Genomic DNA, 18,597 nt, shown 5'->3' with positions numbered 1-18,597 from the left:
AAGTGAGAGAAGTATAGGGATCATTATAGTATTAAAATAAAGTGAAGGGAGTGATCCAAATGAAATCTCAAAAAATATTATTACTTTTAGGATGTCTAGGTTTGGTAATAGTGCTTATTTTCTCCTATAGCTTCTATAAAGAAAGAAGTATGTACGAAGATTATCTAATTTCTAATGTAGGTCAAGATATAGTTGAAATGAAGAGTGCAATTAATAACAATGAAATAATTTTTGATAGCATACTGACTAGTGACAAAATAACTAACCAGATCATACGAAATGGAGAACAGGCTGAGCAGGTAACTAATAATCTGACTGAGATGATGCAAATTTTAGATAAGTACAGTTTAATGAATCAAAGCTTTAATAAAAACACAAATATATTAACCAAGCCCGCTAAACCATTAATAGTTTCACTAGATCAGAATACTATTTTACCAAGTACGCTACTGCGGATGAGAATGACGTTTGAAAGATTAGATTACACTAGCTATCCCTTAACGCCCGAATCCAAAGCGCGAATAAAGGAATATCGACAACTTAATAGCCGTTGGTTAAAGATTGTTGGAGACACCGAATCAACAGAAATTAATGTTAAAGATTTGCCACAATTTTTAAGTGATATTGAGAATGAGACACAAGTTTATTTTCAAGAGCAAGATATCAACTTTAAAGAAGATGAACTTTGGAAAGATTCATTAAACCCTAGGTATACATGGGAGTGAATTTTTTTGAGAAGTAGAGACTAGAGTGATTCCATCCCCTTTAAGTAGACACTTAATAAAACCATCATGTTACTTTGGTGGTTCAAGTGATACTTGAAGGGGGTATTTTTATGCACAAAAAGTGTAAACGGAGAACGTTCGACGAGAGAAAAAACAGTGTCCCTAATCCGCTGAAGAGACACACACATGACAACGGTGCTGTGGAAGGCTGGTCGGAACGTCAATCACAAGAAAGCAGATCGTGCTGGACGCTAATCTAAAATCATAGAAACCCGGTTGTGGTAGAATTTAAATAGTTGAGGAACATTAACAGCACTGATGACGTCTGAAAGAAGAATATATCCGATCAACTATACGAGAGGATGACGCTCCAATGAAAAAGGTGGTTATGTTCATCGCTGCGCTGTGCGTAGTCACGGTGGCGGGGACTTTATATGCTTCGGCAGGCAAAGTGAGTGCAGCGGCTCCGGCGTATACGTTAACCGTGAATGGAAAACCGATGCAAGTAAGTAAGTCTGAGCTGATGCCTTATGAGCAAAAAGGAACCGTCTTGGTGCCATTACGCGCTACGGCGGAAGCACTGGGCTACAAAGTCAGCTGGGTGGCTGCTGAAAAGGCCGTATCTGTCGAAGACAGAATACAGTCAGCTCTGGTGAAGAACGGCAGTACCCAAGTGAAGTTTACAGGCAAGCTGAAAATCATCAACTTGAGTCAGGATATGGAGCTACCCGTTCCTGCACAGACCAAGAAGGGCACGATGTATGTGCCAGCTTCGTTCTTCGAACCTTTCTTCAATGAAGTTGTGGTGAAAGAAGGCAACGTTTCGATCTCGGCGCAGATGTCTTCGATTCAATAAAATTGACGTTTGTACTAGCTCTACCACAGAAAGACCTTTAATGACTTGCAGCCTCTATAGGGAGGCGAGTCGTAAAGGTCTTTTGTCGTTATATATACAATGAATTCCTTACTTACACGAGGCTCGGTTCGTCGCCTTCTCCTTGCACATAAACCATAATAGCCTGGTATAAAAACCTCAAAAAATGCTCATTGCCAAACTGCTCAAAATATAGGGCATATCGACGATCTGACGTATAAGTCTCTGCAATACAGACCAGAATTTCAGGATCACAGACCATAAAGGATTCAAGGTTCTTTTTCCATTGATCTACCAGTTCTTGTACCTCAGGAGAATCAGGAGAGCGATCTTGATGTTTCGCCAATTCATGAAATACCGTCTCCATGTTTACAGAGAACTGTTGGTAGGCTTTTTGCTGATCTTGTGCGGATAGTCTGTTTCTATTGGCTTCGAATTCCTGATATTTAGAGGTGTCCCCATAGACGAACTTCGCCTCAGATTCATACTGTTCTTGAATGGTCATGATGGGAGAATCGTCAAACAGTTGAAGTTGAGAGATAGGCGTTCCATTCACCACTTCGTCCAATTGGTCAATGATCGTTTCTAGCTTTTGTTTTCGTTGCACGAGTGTACCGCGATGTTCTTTTAAAATTTCCTTTTGTGCATCTTTGGACAGTTCCATCATCGTTGCAATGTCTTTCAGTGAAAAATTCATTTCTTTGAACAGAAGAATTGTTTGCAGATTCCCCAGTGCTTCTTGATCATATAACCGATAACCATTGGCTTCGATTTTGCTCGGTTTCAACAGATCTGTTTTATCATAGTAGTGCAATGCGCGCTTGGTTACACCGGTGATCTGCATAATGTCTTTAATGGTAAAATAGGGTGTCTTCATTCCAAAAGTCCTTTGTTTCAGCAAGAATAATACTTGCCGGAGTGATGGTGGCTTCCATAATGGAGGAGCCCGTTTGTTTCAGATAGTATTGGATCAAGTGATAGCCACAGGCATAGCCAGCAGCATAGGGCATTCCTACAGGACTGAAATTTTGCAATTTCGCCAGTTCATCTCCATATAGATACGGATTAATCTGGTCGAATCCAGTCACGTGAAGTTGATCCTTCATGTTAGGTTTAATGATGGAGTTCAATGTTTCCATGCTTGTTTTGGCTACCCAGGGGCCTAATAACTCTTCTCCATACAAGAATGTAGCAAAGCTTTCAGCAAGTCCCTCACTGACAATCATTTCTCCCAGCGTAATCTGTGGGTTCCACTGGATATATTGATATCTTACGTTATGATTGCATTCGTGCGCTAACACGGATTGGATTCGAGGTAGAGTATAGCTATTGGGGATGAGGTTCGCAATAATATACCCCGGAATGCCACCATCTCCGCTAATTCCTTCGTTCATCGTAAGTGAAGGACTATTCTTGTCACCTAATAAAATCGTGTACAGATATTCGGAGACAGATAACTTAATCCCACTCTCCCTAAAGGTAGATAGACTCCTAGTAACGGCTTCATGACACTTTTGCCAAAATGCTTCAGACGAAATCGCTGCTAACGGCTCGCAGATCTCAGTGGTTATATCCTCAGGGGAGATATTCATGAAATTATTCATCATAATAACATCAAACCCATGTGGCTCACTCGCGCGAAATGGGATCTGCTGAATGTTCCATTTGTTCATAAAAGGCTTCATCATAAGTTGACGGTACAGCTCTAACTTTTCCTCAGGTGCGGCTTCCATTATCGTTTTATAAATCTGATCTGAACGCAAAGCGGTAATCTGCATTAGTCATCTCTCCTTTTGGATAAGCTAGAGCTTATTATCAAGGATGACCTTACGTTACAGTCAAGGATGGATTATTAGCTTGTTGAGATATGTTCGTATATGGCCAAAAAACCTCTGATCTACTCCACAATTCCGGAGTTCACGATCAAAGGCTTCTAACTACTCCAGTTTACCGCGCACGGAACGATTACGGCTTGAACGCATGCTGACCCATACTTGATACAAGAATAGTGCGGCGAGTACACTCGCTGGTAATAGAAGGGGCTGCAACAGATTACCAATCGACAAGGCGGAGAATCGAGATACCATATAACCGGCAATTCCAATGGTGGCGATTAGTACGGTGTTCCAAATAAGGAAAGACTTTAGCGTCGAACCAGATCGCCAAGAGCGGTATACACCCAAAATGAATGCACAACCGAATAATGCATAGAATATCACTTCGGTCGTCGTTGACCAAGTGCCTACAAGTTGAATGGGTATCACATCTTCCTGCGATAGTTGCCTAGAAGCGAGCCAGTATTGAGCCTGATCTAGACGGTACTGTTCAATCCAGATATATGCACCATAGACGAACGCCATTAGAATGAGATAGACCAGAGCTAATAAGGAAACTCCCTTTGGAGTAGTTTTGCTTGTTTTCATCATTTTGCTAAAAGACCTCCTAATATGACGTAAACGTTCTTAAGATTAGAGAGTACATTGTCACAAAAAAATGGATATCCTTGTAGTATAATTCATCTCGAACTGAATCGAAACCATAAATTGTATATGTGAGATATTACGTTTCTTTTTCTGAGAACCGCAAACATAGAAAAGTCGCAACCCAGCGGCACAGGTGATTGGACTTAATTATTTCAAAAAACGCTTACAAAATTTCAATTCTGCCCTACCTTTTCGTCTCGGAAGCTGAGATAATGGGGAAGGCTAAATCAATGAAGATATTTAGGCTATATCAGAGATAGCGGTTACTAGACCGCTTACATATGAAATGGGAGGAATAGAGATGACCACACAGGTAACAGAACTCATTCAATCAAAACAGGGACAGGCATTGCTCGCGCAAATGTACGGACCACAGCATGTCGAAGAGCAGGGTGCTCGTTATGTGAAGCTGGATGCTTCATTCCGTGAGCACTTTGGTGAGCAGCAGCAAGTTCAATTGTTCAGCTCCCCGGGGCGCAGCGAAATTGGTGGTAACCATACAGATCATAACCATGGTAAAGTTTTGGCGGGTAGCATCACGCTTGACACCATCGCGGTAGCTGTACCTACAAACGATAATGTGATTACGTTTTATTCCGAAGGATACGACAAACAGTATGTTATCGATCTCGCCAACTTGAAGCCGAACGCGGAGGATGACGGTACAACTGGGCTGATCCGTGGTATCGCTGCTGGACTCGTGGAATTGGGACACAACATCGGTGGATTCAAGGCAGACATCTCCAGTAACGTATTTGCGGCTTCTGGCGTGAGCTCTTCTGCATCCTTTGAGATGTTGATTAGCGCGATCCTGAACCATTTCTACAATGAGGGTAAACTGGACGTGGTGACACTGGCGAAGATTGGGCAATATGCGGAAAATCACTTCTGGAATAAACCGTCCGGTCTTCTGGATCAGATGGCTTGTGCCTACGGCGGACTGATCTCCATCGATTTTGCCAATCCGGCTGAACCTGTGATTGAGCCTGTGGAATGGAATTTCCAAGAAAACGGATATTCCTTGGTCATCGTGAATACAGGTGGTAACCATGCGGATCTGACCGAAGACTATGCTTCGGTGCCGAACGAGATGAAAGCAGTCGCACAGGCGCTTGGTAAAGAGTATGTTCGTGAAATTACGGAAGAAGATATTTATGCGAAGCTGCCAGCGATCCGCGAAGCGGCTGGAGATCGTGCGGTGCTGCGTGCGCTTCATTTCTTGTCCGAGAACCAGCGTGTAGATGGACAGGTGCAGGCACTGCGTGATGGACGTTTTGCTGATTTCCTATCCCTGATTACGGCATCCGGTAACTCATCATGGAAATGGCTCCAGAACGTTTACCAGAGCGGAGCTTCCCGTGCACAGGAAATTTCGGTGGCTCTCGCGCTGACAGAGAATTACCTCAGCAAGCTCGGCGATGGCGCATGTCGTGTACACGGCGGTGGATTCGCTGGCGTAATTCTGGCGATTGTACCGAACGAGAAAGCAGAAGAATACATGAACTGGATGCGCGGTATGCTGGATACACCAGTAATCGTGGTTAACGTACGTCAGCATGGTTCCATCTGCCTGAATGCGGAACTGAACAAGGCTTAAGAGGATATTCATCATTAATATATAAAAGCAGCGATACACCTGAACATCACTGTTCGGTGTACGCTGCTTTTTTTGTGTAGGCCAATAAAGTGCATTTAGTCCTCATACATCGAGTTAAGAGGTTGGATATCATCTGGTACTGAGCCTGTTTTGACGTCATATGTATCATAGTCGACCATTGCAAATATTTCTTGAGACTTGTTCCCTTTAACATGCCCCGTCAGTGATACGGTATGGGATAAGTCAGACGGAATGAATCGGTGGCCTGTGAACTCCACATCAATTCCATAGATTTCTTTGAAATAGGTTAGGCTGGCGATCTCAGCTTTTTCAACAATTTCTTTTTGCTCGCTGGACATGCAAGCTGATAATAAAACGATGATTAAACTAAACGTGAATAACACGGCTAGAGGTGACCGTCTTCTATAATCAAGCATATCTACTACTCCTTGCTGGAAATCACTTGATTTTTTTATCCAATAACGCTTTTGGTACAACGGCTGTCTGAACTTCAAACGTATCATAATCAATGAGGATCGTAATCGTAGTCTCTTTGTTATTTTTAACATGTCCACTCAAACTGATATTGTTACTCAGATCCTTTGGCATGAATTTATGCTCAGTGAATTCCACTTCAGTATTATAGTGATCAATAAAATATTGATGCCCCACTTGAGAGGCTTCTTCAATAACCTTGTGTTGATTGGGAATTGAATTGCATCCCCCCAATATGAGGATGAAGAATATAAAAGTGATTGATATAAATTGAATATTTTTTATAAAAATATCTTCAACCTCCCATATATGTACAATGAATACTTAATAATATACGTTAACTTTTTAACTCAGTAAACACCGGTTCATCCAAAGTAATTAAGCCAGATGGATCAAAATTACACATGCATAGAAAGTTTGGGCTTCATGGATCGCCGGTTTTATTAGGTTCATAAGTGTGCTAGGCTTGAATAGTAACAATGAAGGAGTTGAGTGAAAGAAGACTCTTATGATGAAGAAAAAAATTGCATCAGCATTTGTTATATTATCTGTTCTTGAACTCATCGTATTAATTTTTATTGGTAGATCTATTATCCATACCATCATTCAGCCGGATACATTCACAGGAATTATATCCTTACCCTTAGCAGCCTGTTTTCTTTCGTTATGGATGTTTTTCTCCAAACAAAAACTAGAAGAACCTATCGTAGCAATGCAAATTTGCTTCATTACAGCATGTCTGACATTCGGGCCATTAGTCTGCCTATGGTTGGTGACTTCAGGATAATGCATACAACGATATTCATGCAGGCAGCAGTTCTTTGACCACTCGAGGGTCAGTCGAGAACCGCTGTTTGGGATGTTCTTGATTAGATCCGTCAGATAGTCGATTGAACCTGCATGTGATATGCTCAAGGAGATATAATACATCAGGACATAGCGGTAGATGTGAATGTTAAGGATCTCTTCAACCGCACTTGATACATACATAAGTTACCCGTTGCCCTGCGTGCAGGTGGCGGGTCTTTTAGATATCACTTTGGATTGCAGATCAGCGTGGAAGGAGAAGAGAAAGAGAATGATGTCTACGTTATATGAATGTCAGGAGGTTCGTAAAGTAGCTGATACTGGAACGGTATTTCCGATTCGTCTGCACGTGTCCAATCCTACGTTGGTGATTCCCTTATCCGGAATTCATCTTCGTGCAGATGAGCGTGAGTACACGCTAGGGAGTGGGAAATGCATTTTTCTTCAGCCCATGTCTGAGGAGCTTGAATTGGAACCCATTGAGCTGGAAGCGATGCATTCCGTATATATCATTTCGTTTCAGCGTTATCAGCTTGTGGAGCAGACGGAAGACAGTGTTCAATATCAGCTCAGTGATGAGCAATTGCCGGAGAATGGCAGGGTGATGAAGTTTGCTCGGCATCTACAGGGCAGTCTTCAGGAGCTGGTAGAGCGTGTTATGCATACGGCCAACCCTAAGCGTAATCCTCAAGTGAATCTAATGTTAAATGAATTACTTCAACAGGTGTTTATTCATTGGGATGATGCAGAGGGGAACTATGTGCGGGAACGATCTATCAAGCAAGTATGCACCTATATGCAGCACAATCTGGACACCAATCTGACCCGGTTACAGCTTGCGCAGATGTCGGGATTTAATCCAAGCTATTTCTCGTCTTTGTTTCGTAAGGAAACAGGGTGGAGCTTCGGGGATTATCTCAATCGTCTTCGTCTGGACGAGGCCAAACGTCTCTTACTCACCACATCTGATTCACTTCAGACGATTGCGCTTAGGACAGGGTTCTCGGATAGTTCGTACCTGAGTAAAACATTCAAAAAACATGTGCATGTCACGCCGGGGGCATTCCGCAACTTGCAACAGACGAAGCGGATCGCAGCTTTACAGTTTGTGGGAGCCTTACTTGCGATCGGCATCACGCCCATCCTGACCACAAATGAAATTTATGATTCATCCGAGCTGCTTCATGATGAGCTGCAACAAACGGTCGTTACCGACAACGTCAAGTTGATCGAGCAAATGAGAGAAGTGCGTCCTGAGCTTATCTTAGCGCCAACGTATTTTTATCATTTTCCAGATGTGCTGACAGCGTTAGAAGAGGTTGCCCCGGTAATTACGCTCGAATGGGGGAAGATGGATAAGATCGAAGAGGTGGAGAAGGTTGGAGCATTGTTCGCTAGAGAACAAGCATCTCGGGAGTGGCTCTCTCAGTACCAATCCAACGTGATTGAGACACGTCGTTTGTTGAAAAGTGTTATTTTGCCACAACAAACAGTGGGCATCTATGAACTGAATTACGATCAGCGATGGTTGATTCCTCATACGAAGGTGCGTTCCGCCTACAATCTATATCAGGCTTTGAAATGTGCTGCCCCTGATCGGATTCAGAAGGAGGTATTGGACAAGGATAGACCTTTATTTATTCAGGAAGAAGAAATGATAGCGTATGCTGCAGATCATATGTTGGTCATTATACCTAGCTTACCTCATGAGAATGGGCTCGAGAAGTTAACTTCCAGACAGGTGTGGCAGCGATTGATCACAGAGCGGGGATGTCACGTATATCCTCTGGTCCTTAATGAATTCTGGATGGATGATGGGCTGTCACTGGATAAACAACTGGAAAAGATACGACATGCGTTACTTTCTACGAGTGAATCCAACGATTGTACAGGCATGAAACCCGACCATAACACATCGACGATCCGTTAACCTGATCGTTATAATAATGATTGTTATAGAGAATGATAATCATTATTAATTGGAGGGTGTTATGCAGACACAGAGAAGAGGTTTACATATTTTCAAAATCGTTATACTCATGATGCTAGTCTTGATGCTCGCTGCTTGTGGTTCTACAACGAATACAGCAGCGACGGAGCAGGGAACTGAGGCGGATACAAGCACAGTGGCAGCGAGTGGAGAACAGACAGATGGAGAAGCCAATAACTCCGAAGAAGCTGGTAAGGAAACACATACCATCGATACGCCGAATGGAAAGTTGGAGTTACCTGTTCATCCGCAGCGTATTGTCGTAGATGGCTATCTGCCCAACATGCTGGCACTTGGGATCAAGCCGGTAGGTGCAACAAGATGGGAATTGGAGAACAAAGTCATCCAAGATCAGATTGAGGGCATTGCCGATATTGGTGAACGTTCGCTTGAGAGCATTCTGGAGTTGGAACCAGACCTCATTATTACTTGGGTGAATCCGGCGGCAGATGCTCAGATCATTGAGCAGTATGAGAAGATCGCACCAACGCTTGTTATACCGTATAACCATTTTCCGGATATCCATGAGAATATGCGTTATTTCGGAAGTGTATTTGACAAAGAAGCGGAAGCTGAGGAATGGCTTATAGGACTGGATCAGGTCGCTGCGGATGCACGTGAACAGATTAGCCCTTACATCACGCCAGAAGATACATTTGCTTTGATGGGTGTGTTTGTAGCTGATAAAAACTTTTATGTCTACGGTAATGGTGGATACCGGGGTGGCGAAGCGATTTACACACATCTCAAGCTGAATCCTCCAGAGAAGCAGCGAAATGAGATTATTGGCAAAGAAACGAACAGACAGATCTCATACGAGGTAGTTGGCGAGTATGCTGGCGATTTCATTTTCCTGGATCAAGGGGAGATGCTTCCAGAGGTGTGGGGCAGTAACGAAGGCGTATGGAAGACACTGGATGCGGTTAAAAATAATCGAGTGTTCCAACTCGATCCAGACTTGTTCTGGGGTAATGATCCGATCTCATTAAAACTGCAGATTCAAGAGATTGCGAAGATGATTGTGGAACGTGAGCAATCTAAATAAATGCTAACGAAGAGCAGCCTGGACATACGTGTCTGGGCTTTTTTTATTCATAATGATGATAAGTTTTCAGCAGGCTAAACAATGCGATTATCGCAAGAAAAATGACAACGAAACGTGGTCTGTCTTCTGTAAAAGTATGATGATAGGCACTTTTCTTACGCCAGGCTAAGCCTGTTGAATCCTACGCTTATACGCATTCTGTAAGAGTGAATTTCCAAATTTAGGTTGTGTGATCTGAGTAAAAAAGGTAAACTTTCCTTTCAAAGGATTTAGGCAAATGCAGCTTAAAATAGAAGCATATTCACAGCGTTTAGCATATCGCATCCATTTAACAATCGTGATAAGGAGAGTGAGTTTCTTTTGTCTATAACTACACCACTTTTGCAGGACATCAATATGATTGGAATTCTTCTTTTACTAGTGGCAAACGCATTTTATTTGATGCATCTTCGTAAGGTTAAGAGAGAAAGATCGCTAACAAAACGGGAGTCAGTGATGGTTGTAGTGGCGCAAGCGGGGTATTTATTGTGGGCAGGAAGTCATCTGCTTGAGATGTTATCCACATAAGTGGAGGTATGTATGTAGAAAAAACGAACTTCCTCTGCTATGAAAGTGTTGATAAAGTAGGGGCTTTGCGTAGAAGTAAATCAATAGAATCGTCGTGTTATCCGAGCCGACTAGTTTTGTGTTTATTTTTCACTTAGAGGAGGAAACGCAGAATGAGTACACGCACTGCATGGGATCAGGAAGAGGAACGGATGTACAACGAGCTACGAAGTCTGGTGGAAGAGGTAGAAGATCCACAGCAACGAAAAAAGATGTTAAATCGCATGATCAAACAGCTTCGTAACGCCAGATGGCGGAAGAAAGTGCTGAACATGGACAACCATCCCTTATCTAATTTGAGACCCGCACAACTGGGGATTATGATTACGACTGGAGCACTTGCTCCTGTTATACTTTTTAGCATTTTTATATGGGTTTCGTTGTTGCTTGAATGATCTCGTTATAAAAGGCAACCGTTAACAGGGAAGAGAAGTTTTCCGAGCTAACGATTGCTTGGTACAGATGGTTCGCTACGTGATGCCGCAGATCCACTATTGAGACACTTGGCTACGTTCGTCATCTAGCGACTGAATGTGTTGTTGCATGTACTCATGATACTCTCGGAAGCTGCTGATGTGATGCAGGGCATCTGATTTGGAAGCGGACTGCAGCTTGATCTTCCCATCAGTAGGATGGTCTTTCATCTGAGCTACCACGGATTTGGAGCCTTGAATGTCAATCGACATTTCTTGAATCCGTTGTAAAAGAGCCGGATGTCCGCCATATTGAAGCATCTCAGCAAGAGGTCTCATCTCCTCCAGTTTCTGACTGGAGCGCTCAAGTGTAGTCATCACCTTATCACCATCGGTACTTGCACTAAGGGATACCATGCGATGAATGTGATCTTTTTCCATCCGCTCGAGGGCTTCTAGGTGAGAGGCTTCCAGACGCTTAGGATCACCGAAGCCTTGAGATTGAACGGTATCATTAGTCTCGGCAGTATGATTCGTATTTCCGTTCCCGCAGCCCCATAATAGGGACGAGCAGGCGAGAATTGCTCCAACGGCAACGATGCTTTTTAAACGCATATTGTCACTCCTTCAACATTTTCCTGAAGGTAGTATGAGCTATAAGAATGAAAATAATGCCTTTTTATTTTACTTTTAGAGGATGTTCAAAAAAGTCCGCTTTTTGAACACATTCTTTTATTAGAGACAATCAAGGAGACACCATGAACATATATACGAATCCGATCTGGAAATGGGCGATTACAGTCCTGTATCCGATTTTTTGGTTTAGCGTTATGACTTGGAAATCGCCGCTAAACTCCTGGTTTATGACCATACTTATCCTTATCCTTATTCTCTTTTGCATGGCATGGGCGGGTGTAAAGGAAATGCTTGTCTCGACAGGGCTGACCTGGCTGGTCGCCATTCCAAGCTGGTGGTTTTTGGTTGCACGCCCAGATCCGTCCGCTACTGCTGCCAATTTTGCTGCACACGTATGGATCATTCTTGTTATTTACCTGTGCGTTGTATTTCTGCCTCAGATGCTTATTCTCACAACACGAATGCGGGTGATGCTGTACTATTCCAAATGACCAAGGTAGGCCAGCCGCTACTATATTAAGGATATACATCTGGGAGGACTATAATTGAGGAAACAAGTATTGAACAACAAGGAAACGAGTCATATGTATATTGTCGTATTTACCTTCTTATACGGTGTGACCTTGCTAGCGTGGCCTCTCGTTGCATTTGCCATGGGAATGTCTTTCGCTGCGCCAACGTCACCGGAATTTCAAGTGGCCTCAGACTTGCTGTTCAAGATTTTAATGTCGTATCCAATTAGTGTGATCGTGGCTATCATCGGAGGATGGGCTTCATATCGGTCGGAACGGTATATCTTTCCTTACTGGATGATGCAACTGCCTCTATTATGGATTATTGCATTCTTTACAGTCGACAGATTTGGAAAGTATCTAAACTTTTTGGGTTAGCAAGGGGAGAAGCACATGACTCATATGAGAACGCGTGGAATACGAATAGGTTTAGGTTTGTTCGTTGCAGCGCTAGTTAGTGCGATGTTATTGCTACTACTGAATACATACGGATTTTCCAGAGATTTGCACACCATGCTTAACGAATATAACATTCAACCTGAACAAGTGAAGGTCGTGGCAGATATTGATTCCAGAACGCAACTCGCTGTTTATGATAACTATGCTACAGAGGGACTTTCCCTTGCTTTTGCGAAGCAGAAACGATGGTCTTCTGAGTTAAGGTTAACTGGAGGTTCTCTCTATGACGACCCTAGCGAAAGGGTAAATACCCGAATCTCTGCATTAAAGTGGTCGGATACAGACTATAACACCATTCTGTATGGAAAAATTCATGATCCGGACATCACACAGTTAAGAGTGAGCTATGATACAGCCTCTGCCTCAACTCCAATTGAAGCGAACATTGCCCCTTTAGCGAACGAGGACAGGCTCTGGTACGTTATCCTTACAGAACCTTTAACAGAAGTGAAGTTAAACATGGTTGGATTAAACGAAGCTGGAGGTACAATCTATACGTATGGAGATGCCGAGATCTAGAGATGGCATTTAAGAAGATTCAATTGAGCTACCGCTCAGAACTGAATCATCAGCATGTCTGTTCCAACTTTATAGCTTCATCTATATAAATGGTTTTTTTTTAGTGTTTTTGATAGAAAGCTGCAATCGAGATGGACGAACCCGTCTGAAAGGATTAACATGAAACGTATCACTATCCTTGAGATAGCACGAGAAGAGGTTGTTCCAAAAGTCCGCTTTTGAACACGTATTTAAAAGAAGAAATAGAGATCGTTAAGGGAGGAAACCTACGATGGCACTATCTAAGGTACCTGGAGAAGTACATGTTGGCTTTATAGGAACAGGCGTGATGGGCAAAAGCATGGCAGGGCATATCCAGCAAGCAGGCTATCCGTTACATGTCTACACCCGAACTGCAGCCAAAGCAGAAGCTTTGGTAAAGGAAGGTGCGGTATGGCATGAATCACCTGCCAAACTTGCGGCTGCCTGTGATGTTATTATCACCATGGTTGGATATCCCAAGGACGTGGAAGAAATCTATCTCGGCGAGGACGGATTAGTTGCAAATGCCAAACCGGGATCAACCTTGATCGATATGACTACATCCAGCCCATTGCTGGCTGCTCGGATCTATGAAGCGGCTGAAGCGAAAGGGCTACACGCCCTAGATGCACCGGTATCAGGCGGTGACATTGGTGCTCGTGATGGCAAGCTGTCCATTATGGTTGGTGGATCTTCAGAGGCATTCGAGGCCGTTCGTCCTCTGTTTGAACAGATGGGTACAAACATTGTATTGCAAGGCAAAGCGGGAGCTGGTCAACATACCAAAATGTGTAACCAAATTGCGATTGCTTCTGGCATGATGGGTGTATGCGAAGCACTCGCCTATGCGAAGACTTCGGGATTGGACGCGGAGAGCGTGCTGAAGAGCATTGCCACCGGTGCAGCCGGCAGCTGGTCACTTAGTAATCTCGGACCGCGGATGATCGCTGGCGACTTCGAGCCAGGATTCTATGTGAAACATTTTATCAAAGACATGGGAATTGCCTTAGAATCAGCGAAAGCCATGGGCATGAAGACACCTGGATTGGCACTTGCAGAGTCGCTATATCAAGAAATAGCCCAGAATGGATTCGACGAGAAAGGTACGCAAGTACTCTACACTTATTATCTTCAAGCATAATAACGATGATGACAAAGGTCGTGTGTTCTTTTTTCTTCCGATTGGAGAAAGGCACACTGCCTTTTTTCATTTCCCCTCATATTTATGCGTCTAAAGTCACAGTATTGGTTAAATATCCATGTATAATGGAAGTGAAACTTGAATTTTTGGCGTATATCCCTTTAATTTTCTCGCAAGTTATCCGACATAAGTAATAGAAGTTTACATAATACAGTTGCATAAGACCCGAATGGATATTGTTCCGCTTCCCGCAAAGACCCGTAAACCTACACTAAATAGAACGGAGCTTGCCCATGTTCAAAAAAATAATGTCTCTGTTCAAGTCGCAGCCAGAGCTAGCCAATTCGATCACAGCTTCAGCCCCACCGATGCCTTCAGCAATTCCAAGTCGGTCACGGATGACGCGCAGTCGTCGTAAAACGGAAGGGGACTGGTCCCAGCAACCAGAGGAACCAAGCACGGCGGAGCAACTGTACCGTCTCCCCTCAGAGTACAAATGTTTGCATGATTTACTTGTAACCAATCCCAAATCCCGCTCAGGTTACTCGCAGATTGATCATGTGGTCATCGGGCCAAGAGGGATTTTCGTCATTGAGACTCGTAATTTAACCACAGGAGAGATTCGTGGGGGAAGAAGAGAGGCCAATTGGACGGTCAGCAGCAGCCGAATTAAGATGTACAATCCGTTAATGCAGCATCGCGGACATGTGGAGGCCATTCAAGCACATCTAGGGGATTACAAAAGGGTTCGCATGATCTCCATGGTGACGTTCACCAATCGTTGCCGAATTAGCGTTGATCCTGCTGTGCGCTATGTTCAATCGGATGAACTGATCATCTATGATCATGAACTCGTAGAGACGATTCTGCGTAAGACAGAGAAACTTGAGTCAGAAGTCCCGGAGACGGTGTACAAGGAGCAGGACATTCAAGCCATCTATGAGATGTTATCCTCCGCGAATTCGACAGACTCTCAGATTCGAGCAGAGCATATGGAGAAGGCGAAAGGGATTAAGTAGATTCAAGCCATCTGTATAAGCTGTACAAGTAACAAGTGATTGACCTTAATTCAATAGGCATCCATGAACATCGTTGTCTTCTACTAGATAACGGTGTTTCTTTATTTTTCAGCGCGATATGGGTAGGTAGATTAGAGACCCACATGGCACAGGTATATCGACGTATACACCCAAGATTTAACTTATGCTAAAATACAAATCATATGTAATTGTGAACTATGCATGTTATGTGAATCAAATTTGTGAGGTATGTAATCATTCCATATGAATGGATTGCGTTCGGAAGTTCTATTCATTCTTTGATGTACAGGTTAATGAATCTCAGAGACAATCACAAGATAAGGGGAAGATCACACAATGAGTTGGAATCGTTCAATTAAAATGTTCGTTGCATTGTTTAGCTTGGCGGCTGTGTTGACCGCCTGTGGTGGAGGAGCAAAGGAAGCGAAGACGGCGGAGCCGACACAGGACTCCACTCAAGTAACGGCCGCAACTGAAAAGCCAGCAGATCAGACAGCAGCTAGTTCGGATGCCGACACTTCATCTGATTCCAACACAAGCGAGCCAGATTCTTCTGTAAAAGAGGGGCAGATCGGTCTTGATTCAACGATGGATGAACTCGTTGAGAAGTATGCGGACAACGTAGGATATATCCGCATTCCGTTAGATGACCACCCGGTGCGCCGTGTAAGTGAGAAAGATTCCAAGAACGTGAACATTGCCAACTACAGTGATGCTGTAGTTGATCTGAATACGGGCACTCCAATTCATGCGGATTCACAGCAATTGATTGATGATGCGTTTCCTTTCTTTACGACAACTCAAGCACCTGATGTATCCTACATAACGTGGGGGGAAGCGACTAACCTGGAGCGTGCTATGGTCAAAACGCTGTTTATTGCTCGAGAAGGTCTGTTAATTACCGAGGATACGATGAATAACAAGGATTATAGTGCTCCATCCTTTGTTAATACATTGCGTTTCTTCCAACAGTCCTCCGAGTTTGAGTCGATGGCACCTGTTGCACAAACGACGGATGACATCACACTGACCACGTTGTATGACAAGGCTCGTACCTCATGGGGCAAACTAGCAGAGCTCGATCCTACGCAGGATGAAGCAGCATTTGCCGAAGCGTACAAGGCAGCGAGAACAGAGGCAAACAATGCTATGGGATTCCTGAATGTCTTGTTGTCTACGAACAAGGAAGAGCGAATCAAGGAAATTTACGGGGAATAATGACAGCTTGACCAAGAGCAAGTCTGGTCTGGTTGTACAATTTCATTCCTTCATTTGCAATATGCAACGGATTCAAATGTGTTCAAACTCTGATTGCCGCTTCTGTGGTTGTCAGAGTTTTTCTGTTTTTTCACATAGGGGTATGATATGTTTTTACAAGAAACTGGTAAGGAAGTAAGAGTGAGGTGAGTGTATGTGAAGTGGTGGAATCATATTTGTAAACGCTTTAAATTCAAAACTAAACTCATATTGTTTTTGTCGGCGGCCACAGTAGTCATCTCAGGAATCACGGGGCTGATCACCTATCGCATACATATCGACCTTTTCAATGAAGAAGTGAGTCGCCAGTACAGCCTTACCGCAGAACAGATCCTTGCACGTCTAGATTCCCGGGTCAATGATATGTACAAAGTCACCGATTATATCACCCTGAATCCCTCCGTTAAAAATGCCATTAAGGCACAAGAAACAGGCATCTCCTCCTATGATCAGATGAAGCTGGAAGATGAATTGGATGATCAATTGTACCAGGTACGCTTGGATGCACCTGAGATTATGGGTCTTCGTATTTATGATCTGAAAGAAAACGTGTTTAGTCTTGGAGCCTTTGCGGGCTCATTTCAACAGATGAATCCCTCCTATTTGGCAGAGATGGTTCATAGATTAGAAGGAACAGGCGGCGAATATGTTTGGAATCGTCTGGATTCGGATGCATTTATACAGGAAGAGAAGACCAATTGGATCTTAGCAGGACGATTAATGCGCTCTGTTGATCTGGAGACTTATGGTGTGATGTTAATACTGTTTAACACCTCGCTGTTTGAATCGTATCTCAAAGACCTGCGACTAAATGATGAGGTTGCGGTGTATCTGTTCGACACCAATGGTGAGCTTCTATATGCCTTTCATAATCAGGATGCCGATCCACCACCCTTGAAGGAGTTGAGTATAGGGGCAACCGAGATTAGGGATGAACAGGGCACGACGCATTTGTATACCAAACAAACCTCAGACAAGGCTAATTTCACCTTGGTCAGCAAAGTATCATTAGCTCAGATTCAGAATAAAGGTAAGATCATCGTAAAAGTCGCCGTTTTCTCTGCGGTTGCTAGCATAGTATGCTCCTGGCTTATTATCACAATCATTAGTGGTAGGTTGTTGCGTCCGCTGGCGAGTATAGTCAATGCGATGAAAAGAGTGCGTGATGGACAGTTCAATACACGGGTACAGATTGAGACCCGGGATGAGCTAGGTTTCATCGGTGAACGATTCAATGCGATGGCTTCCCGGATCGACACACTGATCCATGAAGTGTACGAGCGGGAACTCAGTGAGAAAGAAGCGGAGCTCAAAGCAATTCAAGCACAACTAAACCCTCACTTTTTGTATAACACACTCAGTATGTTTTTCTGGAAATTCTATATGCTTGGTGACGAGAAATCAGCTCGCCTTGTCACTGCCTTGTCCGAAATGCTGCAATATACGCTTGAACCTGTACAGCGATTAACGACCTTACAAGACGAGATGAACCAGATCGAACATTACTTGCAGATCCAGCAAGCACGTTACCAGGAAGCGCTGTCGATTGAAATTTTCGTTCCTCCAGAATTGCTTCGTTGCCAGGTGATTCGCTTGCTGCTTCAACCGATCGTGGAGAATGTGTTTGTTCATGCGTTTGCAGATAAGAGAGATAACCGTCATCTGCATATTCGTTGCTCACACCAAGATGGACAGGATGCGGTACCAGACATGCTTATCATAGAAGTCTCAGATAATGGCTGCGGCATGCACACATCGGTGATGGAACGCATTATGGAACCTATGGCACCTGTGGATGAGGAGCGTCAACATATAGGGATGCAGAGCGTTCTTCGAAGAATTGAGCTCATTCATGGCGAACCCTATGGTGTGCAGATCGAGTCGAAGGTAAATGAAGGCACTCTTGTACGGCTATGCTTGCCTTATCAGTTAGGTGAGAATTCTCGTTCAGAACATTCAGATAACAGAGAGGAGTAG

General features: G+C 43.6%; 21 protein-coding genes. 15 read left to right on the top strand and 6 right to left on the bottom strand.

Annotated elements, in window-relative coordinates:
- The first annotated feature begins 59 nt into the window (after positions 1-59).
- On the top strand, positions 60-725 hold the full coding sequence (locus MH215_RS12350) for a hypothetical protein (RefSeq protein ID WP_239290518.1): 666 nt from the start codon (positions 60-62) through the stop codon (positions 723-725).
- 373 nt (positions 726-1,098) lie between these two features.
- Positions 1,099-1,581 carry a copper amine oxidase N-terminal domain-containing protein gene (locus tag MH215_RS12345; protein ID WP_239290516.1) on the top strand — a complete coding sequence of 161 codons (483 nt, stop codon included), beginning with the start codon at positions 1,099-1,101 and terminating at the stop codon, positions 1,579-1,581.
- Between the two features lie 112 nt (positions 1,582-1,693).
- Here the strand turns inward: MH215_RS12345 and MH215_RS12340 are convergent, their stop codons facing one another.
- The 3 genes from MH215_RS12340 to MH215_RS12330 all read right to left on the bottom strand — a co-directional run bounded on the left by MH215_RS12340 (position 1,694) and on the right by MH215_RS12330 (position 4,025).
- The gene (locus MH215_RS12340; RefSeq protein WP_239290515.1) at positions 1,694-2,476 is read right to left on the bottom strand and encodes a MerR family transcriptional regulator; all 783 of its coding nucleotides are present in this window, start codon (positions 2,474-2,476) and stop codon (positions 1,694-1,696) included.
- The gene (locus MH215_RS12335; protein WP_239290514.1) at positions 2,451-3,377 is read right to left on the bottom strand and encodes a DUF2268 domain-containing putative Zn-dependent protease; all 927 of its coding nucleotides are present in this window, start codon (positions 3,375-3,377) and stop codon (positions 2,451-2,453) included. Before MH215_RS12335 ends, MH215_RS12340 begins: the two co-directional genes overlap by 26 nt.
- A 159-nt stretch (positions 3,378-3,536) precedes the next feature.
- Entirely contained in the window at positions 3,537-4,025 is a 489-nt protein-coding gene (locus tag MH215_RS12330; protein WP_239290513.1) for a hypothetical protein, read from the bottom strand.
- A gap of 358 nt (positions 4,026-4,383) precedes the next feature.
- Here MH215_RS12330 and MH215_RS12325 point away from each other — a divergent pair, with 358 nt between their 5' ends.
- Positions 4,384-5,679, top strand: coding sequence for a galactokinase (locus MH215_RS12325; protein ID WP_239290512.1), 1,296 nt, complete (start codon positions 4,384-4,386; stop codon positions 5,677-5,679).
- A 95-nt stretch (positions 5,680-5,774) separates the two neighbouring features.
- On the opposite strand, the gene MH215_RS12320 is transcribed toward MH215_RS12325, so the two are convergent.
- Positions 5,775-6,116 (bottom strand): hypothetical protein, encoded by a 342-nt coding sequence (locus MH215_RS12320; protein WP_239290511.1) that lies wholly within the window; start codon positions 6,114-6,116, stop codon positions 5,775-5,777.
- Positions 6,117-6,138: 22 nt separating this feature from the next.
- Positions 6,139-6,351: a hypothetical protein gene (locus MH215_RS12315; RefSeq protein WP_239290510.1), complete on the bottom strand. Its 213-nt coding sequence runs from the start codon at positions 6,349-6,351 to the stop codon at positions 6,139-6,141.
- A 331-nt stretch (positions 6,352-6,682) separates the two neighbouring features.
- Here MH215_RS12315 and MH215_RS12310 point away from each other — a divergent pair, with 331 nt between their 5' ends.
- The 5 genes from MH215_RS12310 to MH215_RS12290 all read left to right on the top strand — a co-directional run bounded on the left by MH215_RS12310 (position 6,683) and on the right by MH215_RS12290 (position 11,017).
- Complete coding sequence (locus tag MH215_RS12310; protein WP_239290509.1) at positions 6,683-6,961, top strand: hypothetical protein; 279 nt, start codon at positions 6,683-6,685, stop codon at positions 6,959-6,961.
- Positions 6,962-7,252: 291 nt separating this feature from the next.
- Entirely contained in the window at positions 7,253-8,911 is a 1,659-nt protein-coding gene (locus MH215_RS12305) for a helix-turn-helix domain-containing protein (RefSeq protein WP_239290508.1), read from the top strand.
- 61 nt (positions 8,912-8,972) lie between these two features.
- Positions 8,973-10,016, top strand: coding sequence for an ABC transporter substrate-binding protein (locus MH215_RS12300; RefSeq protein WP_239290507.1), 1,044 nt, complete (start codon positions 8,973-8,975; stop codon positions 10,014-10,016).
- 360 nt (positions 10,017-10,376) lie between these two features.
- The gene (locus MH215_RS12295; RefSeq protein ID WP_239290506.1) at positions 10,377-10,583 is read left to right on the top strand and encodes a hypothetical protein; all 207 of its coding nucleotides are present in this window, start codon (positions 10,377-10,379) and stop codon (positions 10,581-10,583) included.
- 152 nt (positions 10,584-10,735) lie between these two features.
- Entirely contained in the window at positions 10,736-11,017 is a 282-nt protein-coding gene (locus tag MH215_RS12290) for a hypothetical protein (protein WP_239290504.1), read from the top strand.
- 96 nt (positions 11,018-11,113) lie between these two features.
- On the opposite strand, the gene MH215_RS12285 is transcribed toward MH215_RS12290, so the two are convergent.
- Complete coding sequence (locus MH215_RS12285; RefSeq protein WP_239290502.1) at positions 11,114-11,650, bottom strand: hypothetical protein; 537 nt, start codon at positions 11,648-11,650, stop codon at positions 11,114-11,116.
- Between the two features lie 143 nt (positions 11,651-11,793).
- On the opposite strand from MH215_RS12285, the gene MH215_RS12280 reads away from it, so the two are divergent.
- The 7 genes from MH215_RS12280 to MH215_RS12250 all read left to right on the top strand — a co-directional run bounded on the left by MH215_RS12280 (position 11,794) and on the right by MH215_RS12250 (position 18,597).
- A complete protein-coding gene (locus MH215_RS12280) occupies positions 11,794-12,162 on the top strand; it encodes a hypothetical protein (protein WP_239290500.1) in 369 nt (122 codons plus the stop codon).
- Between the two features lie 54 nt (positions 12,163-12,216).
- A complete protein-coding gene (locus MH215_RS12275; protein WP_239290498.1) occupies positions 12,217-12,561 on the top strand; it encodes a hypothetical protein in 345 nt (114 codons plus the stop codon).
- Positions 12,562-12,576: 15 nt separating this feature from the next.
- The gene (locus MH215_RS12270; protein ID WP_239290496.1) at positions 12,577-13,161 is read left to right on the top strand and encodes a hypothetical protein; all 585 of its coding nucleotides are present in this window, start codon (positions 12,577-12,579) and stop codon (positions 13,159-13,161) included.
- Positions 13,162-13,432: 271 nt separating this feature from the next.
- The gene (locus MH215_RS12265) at positions 13,433-14,323 is read left to right on the top strand and encodes an NAD(P)-dependent oxidoreductase (RefSeq protein ID WP_239290494.1); all 891 of its coding nucleotides are present in this window, start codon (positions 13,433-13,435) and stop codon (positions 14,321-14,323) included.
- Between the two features lie 293 nt (positions 14,324-14,616).
- A complete protein-coding gene (locus MH215_RS12260) occupies positions 14,617-15,342 on the top strand; it encodes a nuclease-related domain-containing protein (RefSeq protein WP_239290492.1) in 726 nt (241 codons plus the stop codon).
- Positions 15,343-15,699: 357 nt separating this feature from the next.
- Entirely contained in the window at positions 15,700-16,581 is an 882-nt protein-coding gene (locus MH215_RS12255) for a hypothetical protein (RefSeq protein ID WP_239290491.1), read from the top strand.
- Positions 16,582-16,776: 195 nt separating this feature from the next.
- Positions 16,777-18,597, top strand: a complete 1,821-nt coding sequence (locus MH215_RS12250) for a cache domain-containing sensor histidine kinase (protein ID WP_239290490.1) — start codon at positions 16,777-16,779, stop codon at positions 18,595-18,597.

This window comes from Paenibacillus sp. ACRSA (assembly GCF_022346845.1).
Classification (GTDB): domain Bacteria; phylum Bacillota; class Bacilli; order Paenibacillales; family Paenibacillaceae; genus Paenibacillus.
Note: the sequence above shows the minus strand (reverse complement) of the source record. Positions and strands in the feature narration are given on the sequence as shown.

What these genes read in the sequence shown, in the direction of transcription:
- MH215_RS12350 (WP_239290518.1), top strand. Translation starts at nt 60, where the DNA reads ATGAAATCTCAAAAAATATTATTACTTTTAGGATGTCTAGGTTTGGTA.
- MH215_RS12345 (WP_239290516.1), top strand. Translation starts at nt 1,099, where the DNA reads ATGAAAAAGGTGGTTATGTTCATCGCTGCGCTGTGCGTAGTCACGGTG.
- MH215_RS12340 (WP_239290515.1), bottom strand. Translation starts at nt 2,476, where the DNA reads ATGAAGACACCCTATTTTACCATTAAAGACATTATGCAGATCACCGGT.
- MH215_RS12335 (WP_239290514.1), bottom strand. Translation starts at nt 3,377, where the DNA reads ATGCAGATTACCGCTTTGCGTTCAGATCAGATTTATAAAACGATAATG.
- MH215_RS12330 (WP_239290513.1), bottom strand. Translation starts at nt 4,025, where the DNA reads ATGATGAAAACAAGCAAAACTACTCCAAAGGGAGTTTCCTTATTAGCT.
- MH215_RS12325 (WP_239290512.1), top strand. Translation starts at nt 4,384, where the DNA reads ATGACCACACAGGTAACAGAACTCATTCAATCAAAACAGGGACAGGCA.
- MH215_RS12320 (WP_239290511.1), bottom strand. Translation starts at nt 6,116, where the DNA reads ATGCTTGATTATAGAAGACGGTCACCTCTAGCCGTGTTATTCACGTTT.
- MH215_RS12310 (WP_239290509.1), top strand. Translation starts at nt 6,683, where the DNA reads ATGATGAAGAAAAAAATTGCATCAGCATTTGTTATATTATCTGTTCTT.
- MH215_RS12305 (WP_239290508.1), top strand. Translation starts at nt 7,253, where the DNA reads ATGATGTCTACGTTATATGAATGTCAGGAGGTTCGTAAAGTAGCTGAT.
- MH215_RS12300 (WP_239290507.1), top strand. Translation starts at nt 8,973, where the DNA reads ATGCAGACACAGAGAAGAGGTTTACATATTTTCAAAATCGTTATACTC.
- MH215_RS12290 (WP_239290504.1), top strand. Translation starts at nt 10,736, where the DNA reads ATGAGTACACGCACTGCATGGGATCAGGAAGAGGAACGGATGTACAAC.
- MH215_RS12285 (WP_239290502.1), bottom strand. Translation starts at nt 11,650, where the DNA reads ATGCGTTTAAAAAGCATCGTTGCCGTTGGAGCAATTCTCGCCTGCTCG.
- MH215_RS12280 (WP_239290500.1), top strand. Translation starts at nt 11,794, where the DNA reads ATGAACATATATACGAATCCGATCTGGAAATGGGCGATTACAGTCCTG.
- MH215_RS12270 (WP_239290496.1), top strand. Translation starts at nt 12,577, where the DNA reads ATGACTCATATGAGAACGCGTGGAATACGAATAGGTTTAGGTTTGTTC.
- MH215_RS12265 (WP_239290494.1), top strand. Translation starts at nt 13,433, where the DNA reads ATGGCACTATCTAAGGTACCTGGAGAAGTACATGTTGGCTTTATAGGA.
- MH215_RS12260 (WP_239290492.1), top strand. Translation starts at nt 14,617, where the DNA reads ATGTTCAAAAAAATAATGTCTCTGTTCAAGTCGCAGCCAGAGCTAGCC.
- MH215_RS12255 (WP_239290491.1), top strand. Translation starts at nt 15,700, where the DNA reads ATGAGTTGGAATCGTTCAATTAAAATGTTCGTTGCATTGTTTAGCTTG.